Annotated in this window: 20 protein-coding genes, 1 tRNA gene and 1 riboswitch; of the genes, 9 read left to right on the top strand and 12 right to left on the bottom strand. The window is 67.7% G+C overall.

Annotated elements, in window-relative coordinates:
* Positions 1-116: 116 nt before the first annotated feature.
* Genes AC50X9_RS00190 through AC50X9_RS00180 form a run of 3 tightly spaced genes read right to left on the bottom strand, consistent with a single transcriptional unit; the run spans position 117 to position 3,192 of the window.
* On the bottom strand, positions 117-920 hold the full coding sequence (locus tag AC50X9_RS00190; protein WP_494888840.1) for an energy-coupling factor transporter transmembrane component T family protein: 804 nt from the start codon (positions 918-920) through the stop codon (positions 117-119).
* Positions 917-2,560: an ABC transporter ATP-binding protein gene (locus tag AC50X9_RS00185; RefSeq protein ID WP_494888838.1), complete on the bottom strand. Its 1,644-nt coding sequence runs from the start codon at positions 2,558-2,560 to the stop codon at positions 917-919. The genes AC50X9_RS00190 and AC50X9_RS00185 overlap by 4 nt, the downstream gene beginning before the upstream one ends.
* A complete protein-coding gene (locus AC50X9_RS00180; RefSeq protein WP_494888836.1) occupies positions 2,560-3,192 on the bottom strand; it encodes an ECF transporter S component in 633 nt (210 codons plus the stop codon). Before AC50X9_RS00180 ends, AC50X9_RS00185 begins: the two co-directional genes overlap by 1 nt.
* 65 nt (positions 3,193-3,257) lie before the next feature.
* A riboswitch (TPP riboswitch) is annotated at positions 3,258-3,401 on the bottom strand.
* 180 nt (positions 3,402-3,581) lie between these two features.
* On the opposite strand from AC50X9_RS00180, the gene AC50X9_RS00175 reads away from it, so the two are divergent.
* Together AC50X9_RS00175 and AC50X9_RS00170 are read left to right on the top strand one after the other, a co-directional pair.
* A complete protein-coding gene (locus AC50X9_RS00175) occupies positions 3,582-4,124 on the top strand; it encodes a heme-degrading domain-containing protein (protein ID WP_494888834.1) in 543 nt (180 codons plus the stop codon).
* Positions 4,125-4,204: 80 nt separating this feature from the next.
* Entirely contained in the window at positions 4,205-4,468 is a 264-nt protein-coding gene (locus AC50X9_RS00170) for a DUF4235 domain-containing protein (protein WP_494888832.1), read from the top strand.
* 33 nt (positions 4,469-4,501) lie between these two features.
* Here the strand turns inward: AC50X9_RS00170 and mnhG are convergent, their stop codons facing one another.
* From mnhG to AC50X9_RS00140, 6 genes are read right to left on the bottom strand one after another with little or no spacing between them, the layout of a single operon-like run.
* A complete protein-coding gene (mnhG, locus tag AC50X9_RS00165) occupies positions 4,502-4,918 on the bottom strand; it encodes a monovalent cation/H(+) antiporter subunit G (RefSeq protein WP_494888829.1) in 417 nt (138 codons plus the stop codon).
* On the bottom strand, positions 4,915-5,187 hold the full coding sequence (locus AC50X9_RS00160; RefSeq protein WP_494888823.1) for an MrpF/PhaF family protein: 273 nt from the start codon (positions 5,185-5,187) through the stop codon (positions 4,915-4,917). The genes mnhG and AC50X9_RS00160 overlap by 4 nt, the downstream gene beginning before the upstream one ends.
* Positions 5,184-5,729, bottom strand: a complete 546-nt coding sequence (locus AC50X9_RS00155) for a Na+/H+ antiporter subunit E (RefSeq protein WP_494888821.1) — start codon at positions 5,727-5,729, stop codon at positions 5,184-5,186. Before AC50X9_RS00155 ends, AC50X9_RS00160 begins: the two co-directional genes overlap by 4 nt.
* Entirely contained in the window at positions 5,726-7,366 is a 1,641-nt protein-coding gene (locus AC50X9_RS00150) for a Na+/H+ antiporter subunit D (protein ID WP_494888819.1), read from the bottom strand. Before AC50X9_RS00150 ends, AC50X9_RS00155 begins: the two co-directional genes overlap by 4 nt.
* Positions 7,363-7,941 (bottom strand): Na(+)/H(+) antiporter subunit C, encoded by a 579-nt coding sequence (locus AC50X9_RS00145; RefSeq protein ID WP_494888817.1) that lies wholly within the window; start codon positions 7,939-7,941, stop codon positions 7,363-7,365. Before AC50X9_RS00145 ends, AC50X9_RS00150 begins: the two co-directional genes overlap by 4 nt.
* Positions 7,938-10,967: a Na+/H+ antiporter subunit A gene (locus AC50X9_RS00140; protein ID WP_494888815.1), complete on the bottom strand. Its 3,030-nt coding sequence runs from the start codon at positions 10,965-10,967 to the stop codon at positions 7,938-7,940. The genes AC50X9_RS00145 and AC50X9_RS00140 overlap by 4 nt, the downstream gene beginning before the upstream one ends.
* Positions 10,968-11,118: 151 nt before the next feature.
* Here AC50X9_RS00140 and AC50X9_RS00135 point away from each other — a divergent pair, with 151 nt between their 5' ends.
* From AC50X9_RS00135 to AC50X9_RS00125, 3 genes are read left to right on the top strand one after another with little or no spacing between them, the layout of a single operon-like run.
* The gene (locus AC50X9_RS00135) at positions 11,119-12,522 is read left to right on the top strand and encodes an MFS transporter (protein ID WP_494888813.1); all 1,404 of its coding nucleotides are present in this window, start codon (positions 11,119-11,121) and stop codon (positions 12,520-12,522) included.
* Positions 12,523-12,562: 40 nt separating this feature from the next.
* Positions 12,563-13,045: a cation:proton antiporter regulatory subunit gene (locus tag AC50X9_RS00130; RefSeq protein ID WP_310058411.1), complete on the top strand. Its 483-nt coding sequence runs from the start codon at positions 12,563-12,565 to the stop codon at positions 13,043-13,045.
* Positions 13,046-13,049: 4 nt separating this feature from the next.
* Positions 13,050-14,246 (top strand): cation:proton antiporter, encoded by a 1,197-nt coding sequence (locus AC50X9_RS00125; RefSeq protein ID WP_494888810.1) that lies wholly within the window; start codon positions 13,050-13,052, stop codon positions 14,244-14,246.
* On the opposite strand, the gene dcd is transcribed toward AC50X9_RS00125, so the two are convergent.
* From dcd to AC50X9_RS00110, 3 genes are all read right to left on the bottom strand, one after another.
* Positions 14,243-14,818 carry a dCTP deaminase gene (gene dcd, locus AC50X9_RS00120; protein WP_494888808.1) on the bottom strand — a complete coding sequence of 192 codons (576 nt, stop codon included), beginning with the start codon at positions 14,816-14,818 and terminating at the stop codon, positions 14,243-14,245. The genes AC50X9_RS00125 and dcd overlap by 4 nt on opposite strands.
* A gap of 61 nt (positions 14,819-14,879) precedes the next feature.
* Positions 14,880-15,323, bottom strand: coding sequence for an SRPBCC family protein (locus AC50X9_RS00115; protein WP_494888802.1), 444 nt, complete (start codon positions 15,321-15,323; stop codon positions 14,880-14,882).
* Between the two features lie 283 nt (positions 15,324-15,606).
* Positions 15,607-16,188 carry a TetR family transcriptional regulator gene (locus tag AC50X9_RS00110; RefSeq protein ID WP_494888800.1) on the bottom strand — a complete coding sequence of 194 codons (582 nt, stop codon included), beginning with the start codon at positions 16,186-16,188 and terminating at the stop codon, positions 15,607-15,609.
* 101 nt (positions 16,189-16,289) lie between these two features.
* Between AC50X9_RS00110 and AC50X9_RS00105 the strand changes: the two genes are divergently transcribed.
* The 4 genes from AC50X9_RS00105 to AC50X9_RS00090 all read left to right on the top strand — a co-directional run bounded on the left by AC50X9_RS00105 (position 16,290) and on the right by AC50X9_RS00090 (position 19,612).
* Positions 16,290-17,936: an FAD-dependent oxidoreductase gene (locus AC50X9_RS00105; RefSeq protein ID WP_494888798.1), complete on the top strand. Its 1,647-nt coding sequence runs from the start codon at positions 16,290-16,292 to the stop codon at positions 17,934-17,936.
* Between the two features lie 195 nt (positions 17,937-18,131).
* Positions 18,132-18,205, top strand: a tRNA-Gly gene (locus AC50X9_RS00100).
* Positions 18,206-18,305: 100 nt separating this feature from the next.
* Positions 18,306-18,455: a hypothetical protein gene (locus AC50X9_RS00095; RefSeq protein WP_494888796.1), complete on the top strand. Its 150-nt coding sequence runs from the start codon at positions 18,306-18,308 to the stop codon at positions 18,453-18,455.
* 8 nt (positions 18,456-18,463) lie between these two features.
* A complete protein-coding gene (locus tag AC50X9_RS00090; RefSeq protein WP_494888794.1) occupies positions 18,464-19,612 on the top strand; it encodes a N(5)-(carboxyethyl)ornithine synthase in 1,149 nt (382 codons plus the stop codon).
* Positions 19,613-19,817 lie beyond the last annotated feature (205 nt).

Raw genomic sequence — 19,817 nt, 5'->3', positions numbered from 1 at the left:
TGCCTTGCTTGGGTGTGTGGTCTGACAGCATCAGACATAGCAGCGCGCTGACCGATAGTCCATAGCAAGCGACCGCGACAAAGGCCATCCGACCGGCAGCGAACGCCTGGTCGGCATCACTGTTGGGCGAGGAAGACCATGTTCCAGGTTCCCGCCGTCACGGCAGCCGCGACGGCGGCGGCGGCAATCAGCAGACCGCCCGTGAACACCCAGGCGTCCAGGCCGCTGAAGGACGATTTCCGGGCCCACGTCCGTTGCGCGCCGCCGAAGCCCCGGGCCTCCATGGTGACGGCAAGCCTGGAGGCGCGCCGGACGGCCTGGACCAGCAGCCCAAAGCTCTGCCCCAGGGTGGCGCGAAGCCGTTCCAGCGGGTTCCCGTGCGAGCCCACTCCGCGGGCGCGCCGTGCCATGCCGATGGTCTGCCATTCTTCGGCCATCAGCCCGACAAGCCGCATCGCGGCCAGCGTCCCGAGGACGAAGCGGTGCGGCAGTTTCGCCTTCTGCGCGAGCGCGTCGGCCAGGTCCGTGGGGTCCGTGCAGCTCATCAGCAGCACGGCCGGCAGCGCGATGGCCAGGCCCCGGAGCATAAAACCCAGTCCGAGTTCGAGGGATCCTTCGCTGATGGACCAGATCCGGGCATCGAGCAGGATGCTGCCGCTGTCCGGCGCCAGGATGGTGGTGCTCCAGCCGCCCAGCGCCGCGGCCAGGATCAGCGGCCAGCCGCGCTGCCAGAGCAGCCCGATGGTCAGCCCGGCAAGCGGAAGCAGTGCCAGTTCGAAGGCGAGCGCCACCGAGGCGGAGATCCAGTCGATGGACAGCGCCAGGACCATTGTGATGAGCATGACGGCGGAAAATTTGGCCAGCGGGTTGGCCCGGGTCAGCAGGGCATGGTTGCCGCGCAGGGTCAGTTCGTGCCTCATGGCGCCGCGGCCCTTCCCGGTTCGCGCGGTCCCGCTTCCCGGGACCCCGGCTCACGTGGTTCAGGGGCGCACAGGCTCAGTTCGGTGCCGCCGAGGACCTCACTGAATTCGGCATCGTGCGTGACAGACACGACGGCGGTGCCGCCGTCGAGGAGTTCGGAGAGGAAGGAGGCGAGTTCGGCCCAGGTGTTGGCGTCCTGGCCGAAGGTCGGTTCGTCCAGGACGAGCACCCGGGGATGCGCGGCGAGCACGGTGGCCACGGACAGGCGCCGTTTCTCACCGCCGGAGAGGGTGTAGGGATTGGCGTCGACCAGGTCCGTCAGCCGGAGCCGCTCCAGCAGTTCGTCCACCCGGTCCCCGCCGCGGCCCAAATGCCGGGGCCCGAACATCAGTTCATCCAGCACCCGTCCGGTCACGAACTGGTGCTCGGGTTCCTGGAACACCGTGCCGATCCTGGCGATCAGCTGCTGGGCCTTCCACTTGTACGGATCGATTCCGGCGCCGGCGCTGAGCTCCAGCGTGGCGGACACCCTGCCGGACACCGGAGCGAGCAGGCCGGCCAGGGTCAGCGCGAAGGTGGACTTACCCGAGCCGTTGGGTCCGGTGATGGTCAGCGCCTCCCCGGCGCGGACCTGGCCGGTGATGCCGGACTGCACGGGCTCCGGCGGGATCGGGCGGAACCCTCCGCGCAGTCCCGCACGCCGCGGCCGTTCGCGCGACACGGCCAGATCCTCGGCCGCCAACAGCAGCTGCCCCGCACCGGTGGCACGGGTAGCACCGGCGCCTCGCGCCCGGGTCGGCGGCACGTAACCGGGAACCCAGACCCCGGCCGCGGTGAGCATGTCCCGTGCCTGCGCCAGGACCTGGTCCGGCGGCCCGTCGATCAGCACGGCGGAGTCCGCGGCCGATCCGGGCTGCAGCACCACGATCCGGTCCACCAGGTCCTTCCAAACGGAGACCCTGTGCTCCACCACCACCAGGGTGGCCCCGGTCTTGGCCACGCAGCGGCCGACGGCGTCGCGGACTTCCAGGACGCCGGCCGGGTCCAGGTTGGCCGTGGGTTCGTCGAGCAGGATCAAGCCGGGGCGCATCGCCAGAATGCCGGCGAGCGCCAGCCGCTGCTTCTGGCCTCCGGAGAGCGCCGACGTCGGATGGTCCAGCGGCAGCCGGCCCAGCCCGACGTCGTCCAGGGCCTCGGCCACCCGCCGCCAGATGTCGGCCGGGGGCACGGCCAGGTTTTCGGCGCCGAAGGCCACGTCGTCGCCCAGGCGCGAGAGCACCACCTGGGTCTCCGGGTCCTGCTGCATCAGTCCGGCCCGGCCGCGCTGGGCCCGGGGCGCGGCGCCGTCGATCAGCAGGCTGCCGGTCTCGTCCGCGTCCTCGGCGTCCGCCGCCGCGCGGCCAGCGGCCAGGTCACCGGTACGGTGAGCGTCACCGGCGGAGCTGTCGCCCAGCACCCCGGCCAGGGCATGGAGCAGCGTGGACTTACCGGCGCCGGAGGGCCCCAGCAACAGGACCCGCTCGCCGGGCCGGATGTCGAGGTCCAGGGAGCTGACGGCGGGCCTGGACCTGCCGGCGTGCCGCCAGCCCCAGCCCCGCGCGGTGACCCCGGCCGGGCGTACTGCATTGTCCCCGGGCATCAGGAGAAAACGGCCTCCTTGGCCGCCTTGCGCGAGGCGAACGAACCCAGCACGCCGGTCCTGGCCAGGCCCCGGGTGGCGAGCCAGGACAGCCCGCCGGCGATCACGGCGCCGGAGATGGCCGTGAAGATGATGTAGGCCAGCTTGTCGCCGCCGGCGTACGCGATGTTCCAGCCCCAGGGCAGGAACGCATCATTGAGCCCGCAGAACAGTCCCGCACCGGCCCCGGCCAGCAGGGACACCGGCAGGTTGAACTTCTTGTACACAAACGCGGCGAACACCAGTTCGGCGCCGAGGCCCTGCAGAAGGCCGGAAAGCAGCACCGTGGTGCCGTACTGCGAGCCCATGATCAGCTCTCCGGTTGCGGCCACGGTTTCGCAGAACAGCGCGGCGCCCGGCTTGCGGATAATGAGCATGCCCAGCACCGCCGGGATCATCCAGCCGCCGGCGTAGAGCCCGCTCAGCGGCGGGTAGAACGCGTTCACGGGGGCGGAGATGAGGTTGGCGCCCTGGGACCAGGCCCAGAAGATCACGCCGCCGGCCACCGCGATCAACGCGGCCACCACAATGTCCACCACACGCCAGTGGTAGCTGCGGCGGGTGAGCGTCTGCGGGGCAGATGTATCAGTCATGTCGTCCTCCTGAGGAACAGGAGGGGAGAGTGCCCCGGGTCCGCAGCTTCCGCCGCCGCTCCGGGCACTCTGAGATCTCGACTCCCTTGCGCCGGTACTAACCGGATCAGGTTCGAGGGTCTGCGGCTGTCCGCACTCTCAGCGCCCACCTGTGGTGTCCCCGGATTTCTCCGGTGATTCCCGACGGCGGCGCTCCCCTGTCGTATTTAATGTCGCCCTTATGGGCGTGGCCCAGTTTACACCTGTCGGGCGTTGCTTTTCCGGGTCAGCGTCATAATCCCGTGGCCGCGGCGCCGGTGACCCGGAACGCAGTGCTTGGTAGAGTCGGCAAGGCAATGGGACCACCGACGCCGCCTGCGCGGCGGCTAAACCCCCGGGAGCTAAAACACGTGACCGACTCAGCAGTGTCTTCCCCCGATTTCGACCCGGACTCGCCCGACGAGCAACCGCCCGGATCCCTCGCGGCGCTGATCGGCCGCATCCTGGCCGAAATGGACGAATTGCAGTTCCAGTCGTTCAGCAAGGACGACGCCCTGGATTTGGGACTCCGCCTGGTGGAACTCGGCCGGCAGCGTTCGCACCCGATTGCCGTCGACATCACCAAGGGGGAGCAAGTGCTCTTCCACGCGGCCCTGGAAGGCGCCACCCCGGACAACGACCGCTGGATCAGGGCGAAACAGCGCACCGCCGCGCGCTATGAGGTCCCGTCGCTGCTGGTGGGCCTTCGGGCCCGGGCAGACGGCCGGCGGATCGAGGACAACGCCTGGTTCGACCAGTCGGAGTTCGCCGCGCACGGCGGCGCCTTCCCCATTTACGTGCGCGGGACAGGGATGGTCGCCACCGTCACGGTTTCGGGGCTGCCGCAGAAGGCCGACCATGAGCTGGCGGTGGAAGCCCTCTCGGAAATCCTTGGCCGCGCCGGAACCCCGTGAGACTAGGCGAAGCTGGACCGCCGGTCCAGGACCGTTAGGCTAGGGGAAGCCCTGTTTTCTCCCGCTAGGAGCCCCGAAATATGAATATCATGATCAAACTGCTCGGCACCGGCATCAGCCTGCTCGCCGGCTTTGTCGGCACCAAGCTTGTTGACACGGTCTGGGAGAAATCCACGGGCAACAAGCCGCCCAAGGGCCACGACGACGACGTGCCCACCACGCTGCGCTCAGCCCTGACCTTCGCGCTGATCTCGGCCTCCGTCAGCGCCATCATCCAGGTCCTCGCCAACCGCGGCACCCAGCGGGCGATCACGCGTTTCGCCAAGTCTCAGGACATCGTCTAGCCATCTGCGTCCAGCTTTCACCGCCTGCGGCCATTACCGCCTTTCGGTGACCTCGCCGCCGTCGTCGTCGGTGAAACCGCGGGTGCCCGCTGCCTGCTGCACCACCGCTTCCAGTTCATCGGTGCTGAGCAGTTCCGGGTGCAGGTGCTTGGTGCGGTACCCGGCCCGGCCCACCATATGGGCCGACACCGGCACGGTCAGGAGCTGGAAGATCCAGGCCACCACCAGCACCGGCCAGACCCACCAGGTGCGCAGCTGCAGGCCCAGCGCGAAGAGCAGCAGGAACAGCCCCAGCACCTGCGGCTTGGTGGCCGCGTGCATCCGGGTCATCAGATCCGGAAAGCGGAGCAGCCCCACCGCCGCGGCGAGGGACATCAGGGCGCCGACCACCAGGAAGACCGCCGAAACCGCGTCGATCACGGCGTCGCCGGAGAATGCTTCAGGATTCACGCCTTTTTCTCCCGCCGGTCGGCAACGAAGCGGGCCACCGTGACGGAGCCGACGAACCCGATCAGGGACACCGCCACCAGCAGCATGAGGTTGTTCAGGTGCCGGTTCACGGCCATGTCGATGCACAGTGCCGCGCCCAGGATCGCCAGCAGCACGTCCGCGGCGAGCACCCGGTCCAGCAGCGACGGGCCCCGGGCGATCCGGATGATCGCTCCCCCGGCGGCCAGGGACAGCACCACCGAAGTCACCGTCAGGACGAGCTGCATCATGACCCCACCTCCTGGTTGAGAGCGGACAATTCGGCCGGGGTGCCCATGACCCGGATCAGCCCCGCCTCCGTGGCGCGGACGTTCCTGCGCAGTTGCGCGGCATCCTCCGCAGTGCGGACATTGATGCCGTGGATATAGAGCGTGGAGGTGGAGCGGTCCACTTCCACCACCAGTGACCCCGGGATCAGAGCGGTCACGTGCCCCGTCGCCGTGACCAGCAGATCGGAGTGGCTCCGCAGCGGGACGGCGACGACGGCGCTGATCACCTTCGGGCCTTTGGCCACGGCCAAATACAGCACCTGGAAGCTCGCCGTCACGACCCTGGCCAGGAAGCCAAGTGCGAACGCGGCCGCCCGGAGGATGTTGAAGCGACCGCCGAGCTCCACCGGCGGCAGGTAGAACAGCCGGGCCACCACAATGGCGATGAGCGCACCAAAGAGCAGGTTCCCCGGGCTGAAGTTCTGCCACAGCGCGCCCCAGACAATCACAAGCCAGACCAGCAGCGGCAGTTCCTGGCGCAGCGAGATGCGTTTCCGGCTCATTTGCGCTCCTGCCCGCTGGCTGGCGGAACGCCGCCGGTTTCCGGCTCAGGCTGGGCGATGGCCGGGACCGGCGCCCCATCGCCGAGAACCGCGTGAATATACGAGGTCCGGTCCAGCATGTCGACGGCGGACTGGTCCGCCACCTTGAACAGCGGCCCGGCGAACACCGTCAGGCCGACGCCCAGGACGACCAAGCCCAGCGTGGAGCCGACCATAGTGCGCGGCAGCAGGGTGACATTGGTCTTTCCGGCCCGGTCCCCGGTGGACGACTCCGTAGGGTCCGCCAGCAGCACGGGGTCGGGGTGTTCTGCGTCCTCGGGCTTACGCCAGAAGGCGCGGTTCCAGACCCTTGCAATGGCCAGCAGGGTCAGCAGGCTGGTCACCACCCCGCCGATCACCAGGGCGTAGGCGAGCGGGGTTCCGAGCTGGACACCGGCCTGCAGCAGGCCGACTTTACCCAGGAAGCCGGAGAACGGCGGGATGCCGGCCAGGTTCATGGCCGGGACGAAAAACAGCACCGCCAGCAGCGGGGACAGCTTGGCCAGGCCGGCGAGGCGGTCCACCGAGGAACTGCCGCCCCGGCGTTCAATCAGGCCGGTCACCAGGAACAGGCTGGTCTGGATCGTGATGTGGTGGGCGACGTAGAAGACGGCGGCACCCAGCCCGGCCACCGAGGACATCGCCAGGCCGAACACCATGTAGCCGATATGGCTGACCAGGGTGAAGGACAGCAGACGTTTAATGTCGCTCTGGGCCAGCGCGCCAAGGATCCCTACCAGCATGGTCAGCAAGGCGGCCACCATCAGGGGGCCGTTGAACGTGTCCCCCGGAAACAAAAGAGTCTCGGTCCGGACCATGGCGTAGACGCCCACCTTGGTGAGCAGTCCGGCGAACACCGCCGTGACAGGGGCCGGCGCCGTGGGGTAGGAGTCGGGAAGCCAGAAGGAGAGCGGAAACACCGCGGCCTTGATCCCGAAGGCCACGAGCAGCATCACGTGCAGCAGGTTCTGCGTGCCCTGGTCCAGGTCCGCGAGCTTGACGGCGAGATCGGCCATGTTGATGGTCCCGGTGGCCCCGTAGATCATGGCGATCGCGATCAGGAAGAGCACTGAGGACACGACCGAGACCACCAGGTAGGTCACCCCGGCCCGGATCCGCGGACCCGTCCCGCCGAGGGTCATCAGGACATAACTGGCGGTCAGCAGGATCTCGAAGCCCACGTAGAGGTTGAACAGGTCCCCGGCGAGGAAGGCGTTGGAGACGCCGGCCACCAGGATCAGGTACGTGGGGTGGAAGATCGAAACCGGAGCGTCCTCGTCCCCGTCGGCCATGCCCTGCCCGGTGGCGTAAACCAGCACGGCAAGGCTCACGGCGGATGACACCACGAGCATCAGCGAGGAGAACTGGTCCACCACCATGACGATGCCCCACGGCGGCAGCCAACCGCCGATGTTCACCGCCGCCGTGCCGCCCTCCCAGACGGAGGCCAGCAGCCAGCACTCGAGCAGCAGGGTCAGCGAAAGGACCACGATGCTGACGGTCCGCTGGGCCCGGGAATAGCGGATCAGCAGGAAGGTCAGGGCGGCTCCGAGGAGGGGAAGGATGACGGCGAGCGGGGCGAAGCTGGCAATGTTCACTGTCCGCCTCCTTCCTTGCTGGGTGGCGTGACGTTCAGGGACCCGGGCTGTTCCTCCGACGCGACCGCCTCGGCGTCGAGCGTGCGGTCGGCGACCTTGACGGTGGCGTCAGCCCCGGCGGGAACGTCGGAGACCGCCTGGCCTTCCGCGCCGATCATCGTCAAGGGGAATTCGGAGGTCTCCACCGGGATCACCGAGTCGTCCTCGGCGTCGAAGCTGGGGGTCTTGGCGACGCGGCGGTCTTCGGCGTCGTCCTGGATTTCGTCCTGGCGGCCCAGCACCCAGGTGCGGTAGATAATGCCGAGCATAAACGCGGTGACGGCGAAGGAGATCACGATCGAGGTGAGGATCAGGGCCTGCGGGAGCGGATCGTTGTACTCCCCGGGATCGGTGTCCTTGCTGTACAGCGGCGCCAGGCCGGCATAGCCGCCCGTGGCGAGGAGCAACAGGTTGGTGGCATTGGCGAGCACCATCAGCCCGAGCAGGACCCGGGTAAGACTGCGCTCCAGGATCAGGTAGATGCCGCAGGCATACAGTGCGCCCATCACCGTCAGCAGGGTCAGATTAACGCTCATGCTTTTCCCTTGGCTGTGGTTTCTGCCGCGACTCCGCCGGCTTCCTGCTCCTCGGACGGTTCTGCTGCGTGCTCCTCGAAGTGCTCGTCGATCTCGGCCCCCAGGCTGCGCAGCACATCCAGCACCAGGCCGACGACGACGATGTAGACGCCGATGTCGAAAATTGTCGAGGTGACGAACTTGACGTCGCCAAAGACCGGCAACCAGAACTCAAGAATGGCGGTCTGGAACACCTGGCCGCCCAGCAGGAGCGGCGCCACACCGGAGGCCGCGGCAGTGGCGAGGCCGATGCCCAGCAGCGCGCCGGCGCTGACCGGAGTGGCTTCGCGCAGCTCGAAACGGCCGCCGGCCAGATACCGGATGGTGAGTGCCAGGCCGGCGGTGAGACCGCCGGCGAAGCCTCCGCCGGGGAGGTTGTGGCCGGCCAGCAGGAGGTAGATCGAGAAAACAATCATCGAGTGGAAGATCAGCCGGGTGACCACCTCGAAGATGATCGAGCGGCGTTCCGGCGCCAGGGTCCGCCCGGCCACAAGCCACGCATCGCGGCTGGAGGCGGCAAAGCGGCGGCTCATGGCTAGCGCGGCGGCGTCGCGGGTGTTGTCCCGGCCTGCGCTTCGGCTCGGCTGTCGGCGCCCCACGGAGCCCGCTTCCACCGTGGCGGAAGTCTGGATCCGGTCCCCCCGGCCCCGGACGAAAATCAGGCTCGCAACCCCGGTGGCGGCCAGCGCCAGCACCGAGATTTCCCCGAACGTGTCCCAGGCGCGGATATCCACCAGGGTGACGTTGACGATGTTCAGGCCGCCGCCGCCTTCATAGGCAAGCTTCGGGAATTCGAGCGAGATGGGCGTCGCCACCCGGGCGCCCAGGGCATAGATCGCAACGAAGACCATGGTGAGGCCGAACGCCGCGCCGATGATCACGCGGATCACCCGGTATCGCCCGCCGGTGCGGTCGCGCAGTTCCGCGGGGAGGCTGCGCATGGCGAGGACGAACGCCACCAGGATGATGGTTTCCACCAGCATCTGGGTCAGCGCGAGGTCCGGGGCGCCCTGCAGCGCAAACATCAGGGCGATGCCGTAGCCGGTAACGGACACCATCAGCACGGCCAGGAAGCGCTTGTTGGCACGCACGGCGGCCAGCGCGCCGATCACGATCCCGGCGCCGACCACGATCTGCAGCGGGGCGTTGGGGTCGATGAAGTAGAGGTCCGTGGGCAGCGGCTTGCCCGCCAGCACCAGCGCGGTCAGCGGCAGGACGAACGCCACAGTCAGGATGACGGACAGGTAGAAGTACAGGGAACCCCGCTGGGTCCGCCCGGTGATCCAGACGGCGGCGTCGTCGAGTGCGCCGATCATCTGCTGGTAGTTGCGGTCACCGTCGATCCAGCCGGGGACCAGCCCCTGGAGCCGGGAGACGGCGTTGCGGCCGTAAAACATGGCCAGGCCCAGGGCGAAGGTGATGGCGGTCAGCCCCAGGGCCGGGGTCACCCCGTGCCACAGCGCCAGGTGCCCGGCCGCGGCGGCCGGGTCCTCGCCGTCGGGCACGAACAGCGCCGCGTACGGCTGGATCCAGCCGTCCACCGGAGCCGGCCACAGCCCGTAGACGATGGTCAACAGCGCCAGGACGGCGGGGGCGGCCAGGAAGGCCGGCTGGATCGGTTTGAACGGCGTGGCCTCGACACCGGGCTTGACGGCGAAGGCGCCCCACATGAACCGTGCACTGTAGGCGAAGGTCAGGATGGACCCCAGCACCACGCCGATCAGGACCACGAGCCCCCACACGCCGGCGGCGGCGTCGGTGCCGTAGTGAACGAACGCTTCGAACACCGACTCCTTCGCGACGAAGCCGGCCAGCGGCGGGATGCCGGCCATCGAGGCCGCGCCAACCGCGGCGACAATCGCGAGGGCGCGGGAGGAACGGTAGACGCCGGAAAGCTTGCGGATGTCGCGGGTTCCCGACTGGTGGTCAATAATGCCCACCACCAGGAAGAGCGTGGCCTTGAACAGACCGTGGGCCAGCAGCAGGGCGAGGCCGGCGAGCGCCGCGTCGGGTTTGCCGAGCCCCACAACCATCGTCAGGAAGCCGAGCTGGCTGACCGTGCCGTACGCCAGGATGAGCTTGATGTCCGTCTGGCGCAGCGCACGGTAGCCGCCGACCAGCATCGTGGCCAGGCCAAGGCCGAGCACCAGCGGCAGCCAGGGCGGGGTGCCGGCGAATCCGGGCGCCAGCCGCGCCACCAGATAGATGCCGGCCTTGACCATGGCCGCGGCGTGCAGGTAGGCGCTCACCGGGGTGGGTGCCGCCATCGCGCCGGGCAGCCAGAAGTGGAAAGGGACCAGGGCGGATTTGGTGATCGCACCAATCAGGATGAGAACGACGGCGGCGGCCACGGCTCCGGCGGCGGGCCCGGCGACGAGGGCCGGTGCCAGCTCGAGGATGGCCGAGATCCGGTAGGTCCCGGCGTTGAAGCCCAGGATGATCAGGCCAACCAGCATGCTCAGGCCGCCGGCGGTGGTCACAATGAGGGCCTGCAGCGCGGAGCGACGCGCTGACAGCCTGGTCCGGGCGTAGCCGATCAGCAGGTAGGACAGGACAGTGGTCAGTTCCCAGAAGATGAACATCAGGAGCAGGTCATCGGCGGTGACCAGGCCGAACATGGCGCCGGCGAAGGCCAGCAGCTGGGCGCCAAATCCGCCGAGGTAGTCGTCCTTGTCCTTGAAATACCGGGCGCAGTAGACGAGGACCAGCGCCCCGACGCCGAGCACCAGCAGGGACATCACCCAGGCCAGCGCGTCCATCCGGAAGGCGAGCTCAATCCTCAGCTCGGGGATCCAGGGCAGGACTTCGGCCACTCCGGTGCGGGCTGCGCCGGTGTCGGCATACACAGCACCGTGCTGCAGGACCAGCCAGGCGAACGAGCCCGCCGGCACCGCCGCGAGGGCGTAAAACGAATTCCGGCCGAACTTCCGGAAGAGGAATGGCGCCACAGCAGCCACCGCGAAGTGCACGGCAAGGACTGTGATCACTGGTATCTCCGCAACGTCAGGAATTCGATGGTCAAAAGTTGGAGCAGGCGGGGCATTCGTTAGGTTCAGTCCGGACAGTTTACCAAGCGTTGACAAATTCTTTTGGCAGCATGCGTCAGGCCCCGTCCCGGCTGCGGATAATATTCGAGCTATGAACTCCGCTGCTCCCCCAGAGGCCGTGCGCCCCGCTTCGGAACTGGAATCCGGAAACCAGGTCTCGCAGAAGGGACGCGTCCTCGCGTGGGCTGCCTGGGACTGGGGCTCGGCCGCGTTCAACGCGGTCATGACCACATTCGTGTTTACCGTGTACCTGACTTCCAACGCCTTCGGCGGGGAGGACCAGGCCTCAGCTGTCCTGGGCGGAGCACTCGCCATCGCCGGCGCCGCCATCGCCCTGCTGGCCCCGGTGACCGGGCAGCGTTCCGATGCCGGCGGGCGCCGGAAGCTCTGGCTCGGGGTGAACACTGCCGCCGTCGCGCTCCTGACCGCGCTGTGTTTCTTTGTCTTCCCGCGCCCGGAGTTCCTGCTGCTCGGGGTGACCCTGATTGCGCTGGCGAATGTCTTCTTCGAGTTTGCCGGCGTGAACTACAACGCCATGCTTGCCCAGATCTCCACCCCGCAGAACATCGGCAGGGTCAGCGGCTTCGGCTGGGGCATGGGGTACCTCGGCGGCATCGTGGCCCTGCTGCTTGTTCTCCAGGTGTTCGTCCAGCCCAGCTTCGAGTGGTTCGGTGCCTCCACGGTGGACGGCTTGAACATCCGGCTGGTCGCGGTGTTCTCGGCGCTGTGGTTCTTCGTCTTTGCGCTGCCGGTGCTGTTCGCCGTGCCTGAGCTTCCCAAGACCAGGCAGGGCGCGGGCCCGGGATTCCTGGCGTCCTACGGGTTGCTGGTGCGCCGGGTCAAGGCGATCCACCGGACCAGCCCGCACACGATCTACTTCCTGCTGGCCAGTGCCGTTTTCAGGGACGGGCTGGCCGCGGTGTTCACCTTTGGCGGCATCATCGCCGCGGGTACGTTCGGCTTCGAACTCAAGGACGTCATCCTTTTCGCGATTTTCGGGAACGTTGTCGCCGCGGTCGGCGCCATCGTGGGCGGCTTCCTCGACGACCGGGCCGGACCGAAAGCGGTCATCACCGGTTCGCTGCTCGGGCTGCTGATTGCCGGCTCCGTGATCCTGGTCCTTGGCAACGGGAGATATTCCTTTTTCGGCATGGACTGGGACGGCTCCACCACGTTCTGGGTCTTCGGATTGTTCCTGTGCCTCTTTGTCGGGCCGGCGCAGTCCTCCTCGCGGGCCTACCTCGCCCGGCTCGCCCCGCACGGTGAATCCGGCGAACTGTTTGGCCTCTACGCCACCACCGGCCGGGCGGTCAGCTTCCTCGCCCCCGCCCTGTTTACGCTGTGCATCGCGATAGCCGCCCCGCTGGTGGCCCCCGGTGAGGCGCAGCGCTGGGGCATCCTCGGCATTATGGTGGTGCTGCTGGCCGGGCTGCTGCTGCTGCTCCCGGTGAAGGCGCCGGGCAGGACGGAAATCGCCACCGTCCCCGCTGGCTGAAGCGGCCCTAAAAGCCCGGGCAGCGCACTAGGCTGGAGGCATGAACGTGGATGAAACAGACCTCCCTGGACTGGGCCGGCGCAAGGACTTCATGACCGCCTCCGGGAGGCGGATCGGCGTCGTGGAATACCGCGAAGGCCAGACTGAACTGATCGTTTCCACCTGGGATGATCCGGACACCTGCCAGGCGTCCATCCCCCTGACGGCCGATGAGGCCGCCGCGCTGGGAAACCTGCTGGGCGGCCAGCGGCTGGCCATGCAGCTTTCCGAGGCCCACCGCGAGGTTCCGGGAATCGTCACCAGGCAGTTCTCGATTGCCGCCGATTCCCCGTTCCATAACCAACCGATGGGCAAGGCCGCCATCCGGACCCGGAGCGGCGTCTCGATCGTCGCCATCATGCGCGAGGGCGAGGTGGTCCCCTCACCCGGACCCGACGTCGTCCTGCACCCCGGCGATCTCCTCGTGGCAGTCGGAACACAAGAAGGCCTGGACACAGCGGCCGGCATCCTGCGCAACGGCTGAGCGGATGGATCCGCTCGCACTGACCCTGATCGAACTCGGGGCCGTCGTCTTCTGCCTCGGCCTGCTGGCGAGGCTGGCCGGGCGGGTCGGCATGTCCCCCATTCCGCTCTACCTCATCGGCGGCCTGTTTTTCGGCGCCGGGGGCATCGTAAAACTCGAGGGCATGCACGAATTCACCCATCTCTCGAGCGAAATCGGCGTCATCCTCCTCCTGCTTATGCTTGGACTGGAATATACGGCCGCGGAGCTGGTCACGGGGCTGCGCCGCTCCTGGCAGGCCGGTGTCCTGGACCTTGTCCTGAACTTCCTGCCCGGTGCCATCCTGGCGGTCCTGCTGGGCTGGGGCGCTGTCGGAGCCATGGTGATGGGCGGCGTCACCTACATCTCGTCGTCGGGGATCGCAGCCAAGGTGATCACTGACCTGGGCCGGATCGGTAACCGTGAAACCCCGGTGGTCCTCTCCATCCTCGTGTTCGAGGACCTCGCCATGGCGGTCTACCTGCCGATCCTCACGGCCACCCTGGCCGGCGTCAGCTTCGTCGTGGGGCTGCAGACCGTCGGGATCTCACTCGCCGTGGTCACAGTGGTCCTGCTTGTCGCGCTGCGCCACGGGCACCATGTGTCCAAGGCCGTGCACAGCGAGAACTCCGAAGTGTTCCTGCTCAACCTGCTGGGCGCCGCCCTGCTGGTGGCCGGGCTGGCCGCCGCCATGCAGGTATCGGCAGCCGTGGGGGCCTTTATGCTCGGGATCGCCATTTCGGGTGCCACTGCCCACAGCGCCACCCGGATCCTCGAGCCATTGCGGGACCTCTTCGCAGCCATCTTCTTCGTGGTCTTCGGCCTCAACACCGACCCCGCCACCATCCCGCCGGTGCTCGGCTGGGCCCTCCTGCTGGCCCTCGTCACGGCGGCCACCAAGATGCTCACCGGAATCTGGGCGGCGAAGCGCGCCGGGATCGGCCTGCCGGGGCGTTTCCGGGCCGGCGCCGCGCTGATCGCCCGCGGGGAGTTCTCGATCGTTATCGCCGGACTCGCGGTCGCCTCCGGGGTGGTGCCCGCGGAGCTTGCCGCGCTGGCCACCGCCTATGTGCTGATCATGGCCGTGACGGGCCCGCTCGCCGCCCGGTTCGTGGAACCGGTGGTGGCGATGCTGCGCCGGCCGGCGAAACCGCCGACAGTGCGGACAGCCGACGGAATCTAGACCTCGGTGCGGTGGAAGTTCAGGTGGCTCCGGCTCGCGGTCGGGCCGCGCTGGCCCTGGTAGCGGTTGCCGTACTGGCCGGAGCCGTACGGGTGTTCGGCAGCCGAGGTGAGCCGGAAGAAGCACAACTGGCCGATCTTCATGCCCGGCCACAGCTTGATCGGCAGGGTCGCCATGTTGGACAGCTCCAGGGTCACGTGGCCGGAGAATCCGGGATCGATGAATCCCGCGGTGGAGTGCGTGAGCAGGCCGAGCCGGCCCAGCGAGGACTTGCCCTCGAGCCGGGCGGCGATGTCGTCGGGGAGCGTCACCGTCTCGTAGGTGGAGCCGAGCACGAATTCGCCGGGGTGGAGGATGAAGGGCTCGCCGGTCTCAACCTCTACCAGCCGGGTCAGCTCGGGCTGTTCCTCGGCCGGGTCAATGTGGGCGTACTTGTGGTTGTCGAAGAGCCGGAAGAACCTGTCGATCCGGACGTCCACCGACGAGGGCTGCACCATGGCAGGGTCGTACGGCTCCAGAACAATCCGTTGGGAGTCAATTTCGGAACGAATGTCGCGGTCGGAGATCAGCACAGTCTCAAATTACCGTACTCTCCCGGATCAACCGCGCGCGGGGCTTCTGTTAGCCCGGCTGTTACAGCTCTGCCTGTTCTTCCAGCACGGACTTCAGCTGCTCCAACTGGCAGACTTCTGCCTTCATCCGCCGGCCGAACGGGGACTTCAGCCGGGCCAGGAGCCCACGGGGCTCGCATTCCAGGGCGAAGCGGACGCGGGTGCTCCCGCCTTCGGTGCTCAGGTAGTAGCCGCCACGCGTCCGCTCCGGGCCGGCAACGACCCGGTATTGGATTTCCGCGCCGGGCCGCGCCGCGGTGATCTCGAAATCTCCGCTCACGGTCCGTCCGCCAGGTCCGGCGGTGGTCTGGCGGTAGACGGCCCCCTTGGTCCCGGCAGCGCCGGATTCCAGTTCGATGCTCCGGACGCCCGCACGCCAGCTCGGCAGGTTGCGGGCGTCGATCAGGAAGTCATACACGCTCCTGGCATCCCGTTGGATGACGACGTCGTACTCTGCAATGGTCACGGAAATCCTTGCTCGGCGGACGGCTGATAAGCGTAGCCCGCTTCCCCCGAACTGCAGCTAACCCCTTCAGGATAGACAGCAAGGCCCGTCTCCCGCGGCTGCGGGGACGGGCCTTTATCGAAGAGTTATCGACTCCCCGGTTTGTGTACTGGTCTGTGACCACTGCCGAACAGCAACGCGGGGTCAGCTACGGCCCATCCCGGGGTCGGGGATGGGCGCGATGTGACCCCGCGTTGCTGTGGCTCCCCCGCGGCGCCGGTCGAGAGCCTCCCGGCGGGCCGGGTCAGTCCCTGAGGTGCGCGAACGCCTCGTCTACGGCCTGCCAGGGAGCCGTTCCCGGCTCCTGTGTCACCCACCAGATGAGCCCGGCCAGTGCCGTGCTTTGTACGGACCATGCGAACACCTGGGCGCGGAGGGCGTCGACACCCGGTTGCGCGACGGCGAAGTCGCAGAGGCACTGGCGCCACAGCCGGAACGGGGCCGAGCTGCTGCTCTGCAGCTCGGGGGTCCGTCCGACGATGCGGATCCGGTGGCGTGCGGTCGGATCGACGTCACCGTCGCGGATCATGCCGACGAGGGCGGTGCGGGCGCGCTCGAGCAGCGGCGCCTGCGGTGAGGTCTGCTCAAGCGCGTCCGTGAGGATCTGGAACGACGCCGTGAGCGGGCCCCACACGATGTCCGCCTTCGTCGGGTACCGGCGGAAGATCGTGCGCGCGGTGACGCCCGCCTCGGCAGCGACGTCGGCGACGGCGACCTCGTGGAATCCGCGCTCGGACCAGAGTCGAAGGGCGACGGCCTCGGTCTGGTCAGCCGTGACCACGACCGGGCGCCCGCGGAGTGGTTTCGGTGTCCCGGCGTTGGTCATGGCAATACCCTAATCCGACGTCTTTATGTCATAGAGTGACGCAAAGCAGCCCGGCAGCGTCCCACCCGGACACAGGCGTCCGGGAAGCGAAAGAGCAAGCCATGTCAGAGTCGAAGCCCGTTGACCACAGCTATGACGTCGTTGTCGTCGGCACCGGTGCCGCCGGCCTGGCAACAGCCATGGGCGCCTCAGACGAGGGCCTTCGGGTCCTCCTTCTGGAAAGCACCGGCAAGTGGGGCGGCAACACGTCCATGTCCGGACGCGGCATGTGGATGCCCAACAACCCGCTCATGCAGCGCGACGGCGCCGGAGACTCCCGCGGCGAGGCGCTGACCTACCTCGAAAAGACGGTCGGCGACGAGGGTCGCGCCACGACGCGGGCCCGCAAGGAGGCGTTTGTCGACGGGATCGCCGACTTCGTCACCACCGCCGAGAAGTACGGCGTGACATTCGTGCGTGCGGCGGACTATCCCGACTACTACCCCGAGCTCCCTGGCGGCAAGATCGGCCGTGGCATCGAGGTGAAGCCGTTCGACATCAAGAAGATCGGCGACTGGTGGAAGACCTGCCAGGCGCCCGCCGCCCTGCCGGTCAAGACTGACGACGTTTGGCTCCTGGGGCGCGCCTGGTCGACGCCGGCCGGCTTTGTCCGGGGTGCGCAGCTCGTCTTCCGCGCCCTCGGCGGCGTGGTCACCGGCAAGAAGCTCGGCGGCATCGGCGCCGGATTCGCCGCCGCATTCCTTGATGTCGTGGTGCAGCAGCAGGGGGCCGAGCTGTGGCTGAATGCGCCGCTGCAGGATCTCGTCGTCGAAAACGGCCGCGTCGTCGGGGTGCGGATCACGCGGAACGGCAGGCCTGTGACGATCGGCGCGACGCGTGGGGTGATGCTCGCCGGCGGCGGCTTCGACCACACCAAGGACCTCCGCCAGAAGCACCACGGGATCGACGGCGCCCCGTCGGGCGCTCCGGGCAACCTCGGGCGCCCCATCGAGATCGCGCAGGACAACAGCGCGGCGCTCGAACTCATGGACGACGCGTGGTGGGGCGGATCGATCGCCGCCGCGCCGGGTCACGGACCCGCGTTCATCGTCGGGGAACGTTCGCTGCCCTACTCGGTCATCCTCGATGCCAAGGGTGACCGGTTCGCGAACGAGTCCGAGTCCTACGTCGACCTCGGCCACCACATGCTCGAGCACGACAAGGACGGCCCGTACTGGATGGTCGGCGACGTCCGGCACGCCCGCCGCTACCTCCGCACCTTCGCGATCGACCCGAAGAACAACAAGGCCATGAAGGAGGCGGGGATCATGGTCAAAGCGGATACCCTCGCCGAGCTCACCGCGAAGCTCGACATGGATCCCGCCCGGCTGAAGGCGACCATCGACCGGTTCAACGGTTTCGCGCGCACCGGCGTCGACGGCGACTTCGGCCGCGGCAACTCAGCCTACGACCGCTACTACGGCGATCCGACGGTTCACCCCAACGCGTGCCTCGGACCGCTTGAGAAGGGCCCGTTCACCGCGTTCAAGGTAGTAATCGGGGACCTTGGCACCAAGGGCGGCGTCGTCACCGATGCCGAGGCACGGGCCTTGCGCGAGGACGGCACCGTCATCGAGGGCCTCTACTCGGCGGGCAACAACGCCGCGTCCGTGATGGGGCGGACCTACCCCGGTCCGGGCTCGACCATCGGACCCGCCGTCGTGTTCGGTCTCCGCGGCGCGCGCCACATGGCACGCCAGGGCGGTTGACCGCGCAGGGACGGGCGGGCTGCCCGAGAACCACCAAGGCGACCTGGAACGGCCTGCCCTCGTGGCAGGCTGTTCCGTGGGGGGAGGTAGCCGCCGCGATCGGACGCCGGGTGTTCTGAGAAGGCTTCCGACTGGGGTAATGTGAAGCTCGTTGTTTTCACCGGGATTGTTGTCAGATTCTTGGCTGGTCCCCGTGCGGCTGTAGCTCAATGGTAGAGCGCTAGCTTCCCAAGCTTGATACGCGGGTTCGATTCCCGTCAGCCGCTCCAATTCTTCTCCAAACTCCGCTCAGCGGACCTCCCGGCCGTTAGGCCGCTGCCTGTATCGTTCGAAGTCAGGAACCTCTTCGGTTCCGCTACAGGAGCGATCATGGCTGACAAATCCCCCCGTCAAGCAGCATCCAAGAAGTCCGCAAAATCCATCAAGGAAAAGCGGGCCGACAAGAGAACCGCCGCAGCGCCGCCCAGCTCCCTGGACAAGGCCACCGGCTCCAAGCCGGCCACTCCCAAAAAGAAGTGAGCGGAACTGTGAGCCTCTTGACCCTCGGAGTCCTTGCCAGCACGCGGAAACCGGACGAGCGCCGCCTCCCGATCCATCCCCTGCACGTGGGCCGCATTGCCCCGGAACTCCGGCAGCAGCTCATCCTGGAGAAGGGCTATGGCGAGCGTTTCGGCGTCTCGGACGCCCACCTCGCCCCGCAGGTTGGGCGCATCGTCCCGCGGGCGCAACTGCTGGCCGAGGCCGACGTCGTCCTGCTGCCCAAGCCGCAGCCCGAAGACCTGGCCGAACTCCGGGACGGGCAGGTTCTGTGGGGTTGGCCGCACTGCGTCCAGGACCGGGCGGTCACGCAGCTGGCGATCGACAAGAAACTCACGCTGATCGCCTTTGAGGCGATGAACCACTGGGCCAGCGACGGCGGCTTCGGCCTCCACGTCTTCCACAAGAACAACGAGCTGGCCGGCTACTGCTCCGTGCTGCATGCCCTGGCCCTGACCGGGTCCACCGGGGATTACGGCCGCCGCCTGAGCGCCGTCGTCATCGGCTTCGGGGCCACGGCCCGCGGCGCGGTCACCGCGCTCAACGCGCACGGCATCCATGAGGTCCAGGTCCTGACCAGCCGCGGTGTGGCCGCGGTGGGCTCGCCCATCCACTCGGTGCGGATCGCCCAGTTCGACCATGACGACAAGGCGCCGTTCCTCAGCGAGGTCATCACCGAGCGCGGCCGGGTTCCGCTCGCACCGTTCCTGGCCGGGAGCGACATCGTGGTGAACTGCACCCTGCAGGACCCGAACGCGCCGCTGACGTACCTGCGCACCGAGGACCTCGACGCGTTCCGGCCCGGCAGCCTGATTGTGGACGTGTCCTGCGACGAGGGAATGGGTTTCAGCTGGGCGAAAACCACCACGTTCGCCGAGCCGATGTTCAAGGTCGGGGACCATATCGACTACTACGCCGTGGACCACAGCCCGTCGTACCTGTGGAATTCGTCCAGCTGCGAAATCAGCGAAGCGCTGCTGCCATTCCTGGAAACCGTCATCACCGGCCGCGAGGCCTGGACGTCGAACGAGACCATCCGGCGCGCGATCGAAATCCGCGACGGCGTCATCCTCAATCCGGAGGTACTGCAGTTCCAGCAGCGAAAGCCGGAGTACCCGCACCTGCCGCTCATGGAGTGACCCCTGACTGCGTACTTGTCGATGTACCTACTCGGTTGCGTACTTACGCATACCATTGATCCACCCGTATTCGTGGCTTATCCTTAGTGTGTTGAAGGTCAAGCAGCGGCCTATGACAACGATTCGAACTACGGACGTTGTCTGGTGTGTCTGCCGTGCGGCTGACCCGCCGGAGGCGTTCGGGATAGGCCGACAATGACGCCAG

This window comes from Pseudarthrobacter sp. HLT1-3 (assembly GCF_059383535.1).
This window is presented reverse-complemented; position numbering and strand designations above follow the sequence as displayed.

Bases quoted from the DNA above. Each gene is read 5' to 3' on its own strand.
- AC50X9_RS00180 (WP_494888836.1), bottom strand. From the start codon at position 3,192: ATGACTGATACATCTGCCCCGCAGACGCTCACCCGCCGCAGCTACCAC.
- AC50X9_RS00135 (WP_494888813.1), top strand. From the start codon at position 11,119: ATGAACTCCGCTGCTCCCCCAGAGGCCGTGCGCCCCGCTTCGGAACTG.
- AC50X9_RS00145 (WP_494888817.1), bottom strand. From the start codon at position 7,941: ATGAGCGTTAATCTGACCCTGCTGACGGTGATGGGCGCACTGTATGCC.
- AC50X9_RS00130 (WP_310058411.1), top strand. From the start codon at position 12,563: ATGAACGTGGATGAAACAGACCTCCCTGGACTGGGCCGGCGCAAGGAC.
- AC50X9_RS00170 (WP_494888832.1), top strand. From the start codon at position 4,205: ATGAATATCATGATCAAACTGCTCGGCACCGGCATCAGCCTGCTCGCC.
- AC50X9_RS00110 (WP_494888800.1), bottom strand. From the start codon at position 16,188: ATGACCAACGCCGGGACACCGAAACCACTCCGCGGGCGCCCGGTCGTG.
- AC50X9_RS00190 (WP_494888840.1), bottom strand. From the start codon at position 920: ATGAGGCACGAACTGACCCTGCGCGGCAACCATGCCCTGCTGACCCGG.
- AC50X9_RS00095 (WP_494888796.1), top strand. From the start codon at position 18,306: ATGGCTGACAAATCCCCCCGTCAAGCAGCATCCAAGAAGTCCGCAAAA.
- AC50X9_RS00160 (WP_494888823.1), bottom strand. From the start codon at position 5,187: ATGATGCAGCTCGTCCTGACGGTGACTTCGGTGGTGCTGTCCCTGGCC.
- AC50X9_RS00125 (WP_494888810.1), top strand. From the start codon at position 13,050: ATGGATCCGCTCGCACTGACCCTGATCGAACTCGGGGCCGTCGTCTTC.
- AC50X9_RS00185 (WP_494888838.1), bottom strand. From the start codon at position 2,560: ATGCCCGGGGACAATGCAGTACGCCCGGCCGGGGTCACCGCGCGGGGC.
- AC50X9_RS00105 (WP_494888798.1), top strand. From the start codon at position 16,290: ATGTCAGAGTCGAAGCCCGTTGACCACAGCTATGACGTCGTTGTCGTC.
- AC50X9_RS00155 (WP_494888821.1), bottom strand. From the start codon at position 5,729: ATGAGCCGGAAACGCATCTCGCTGCGCCAGGAACTGCCGCTGCTGGTC.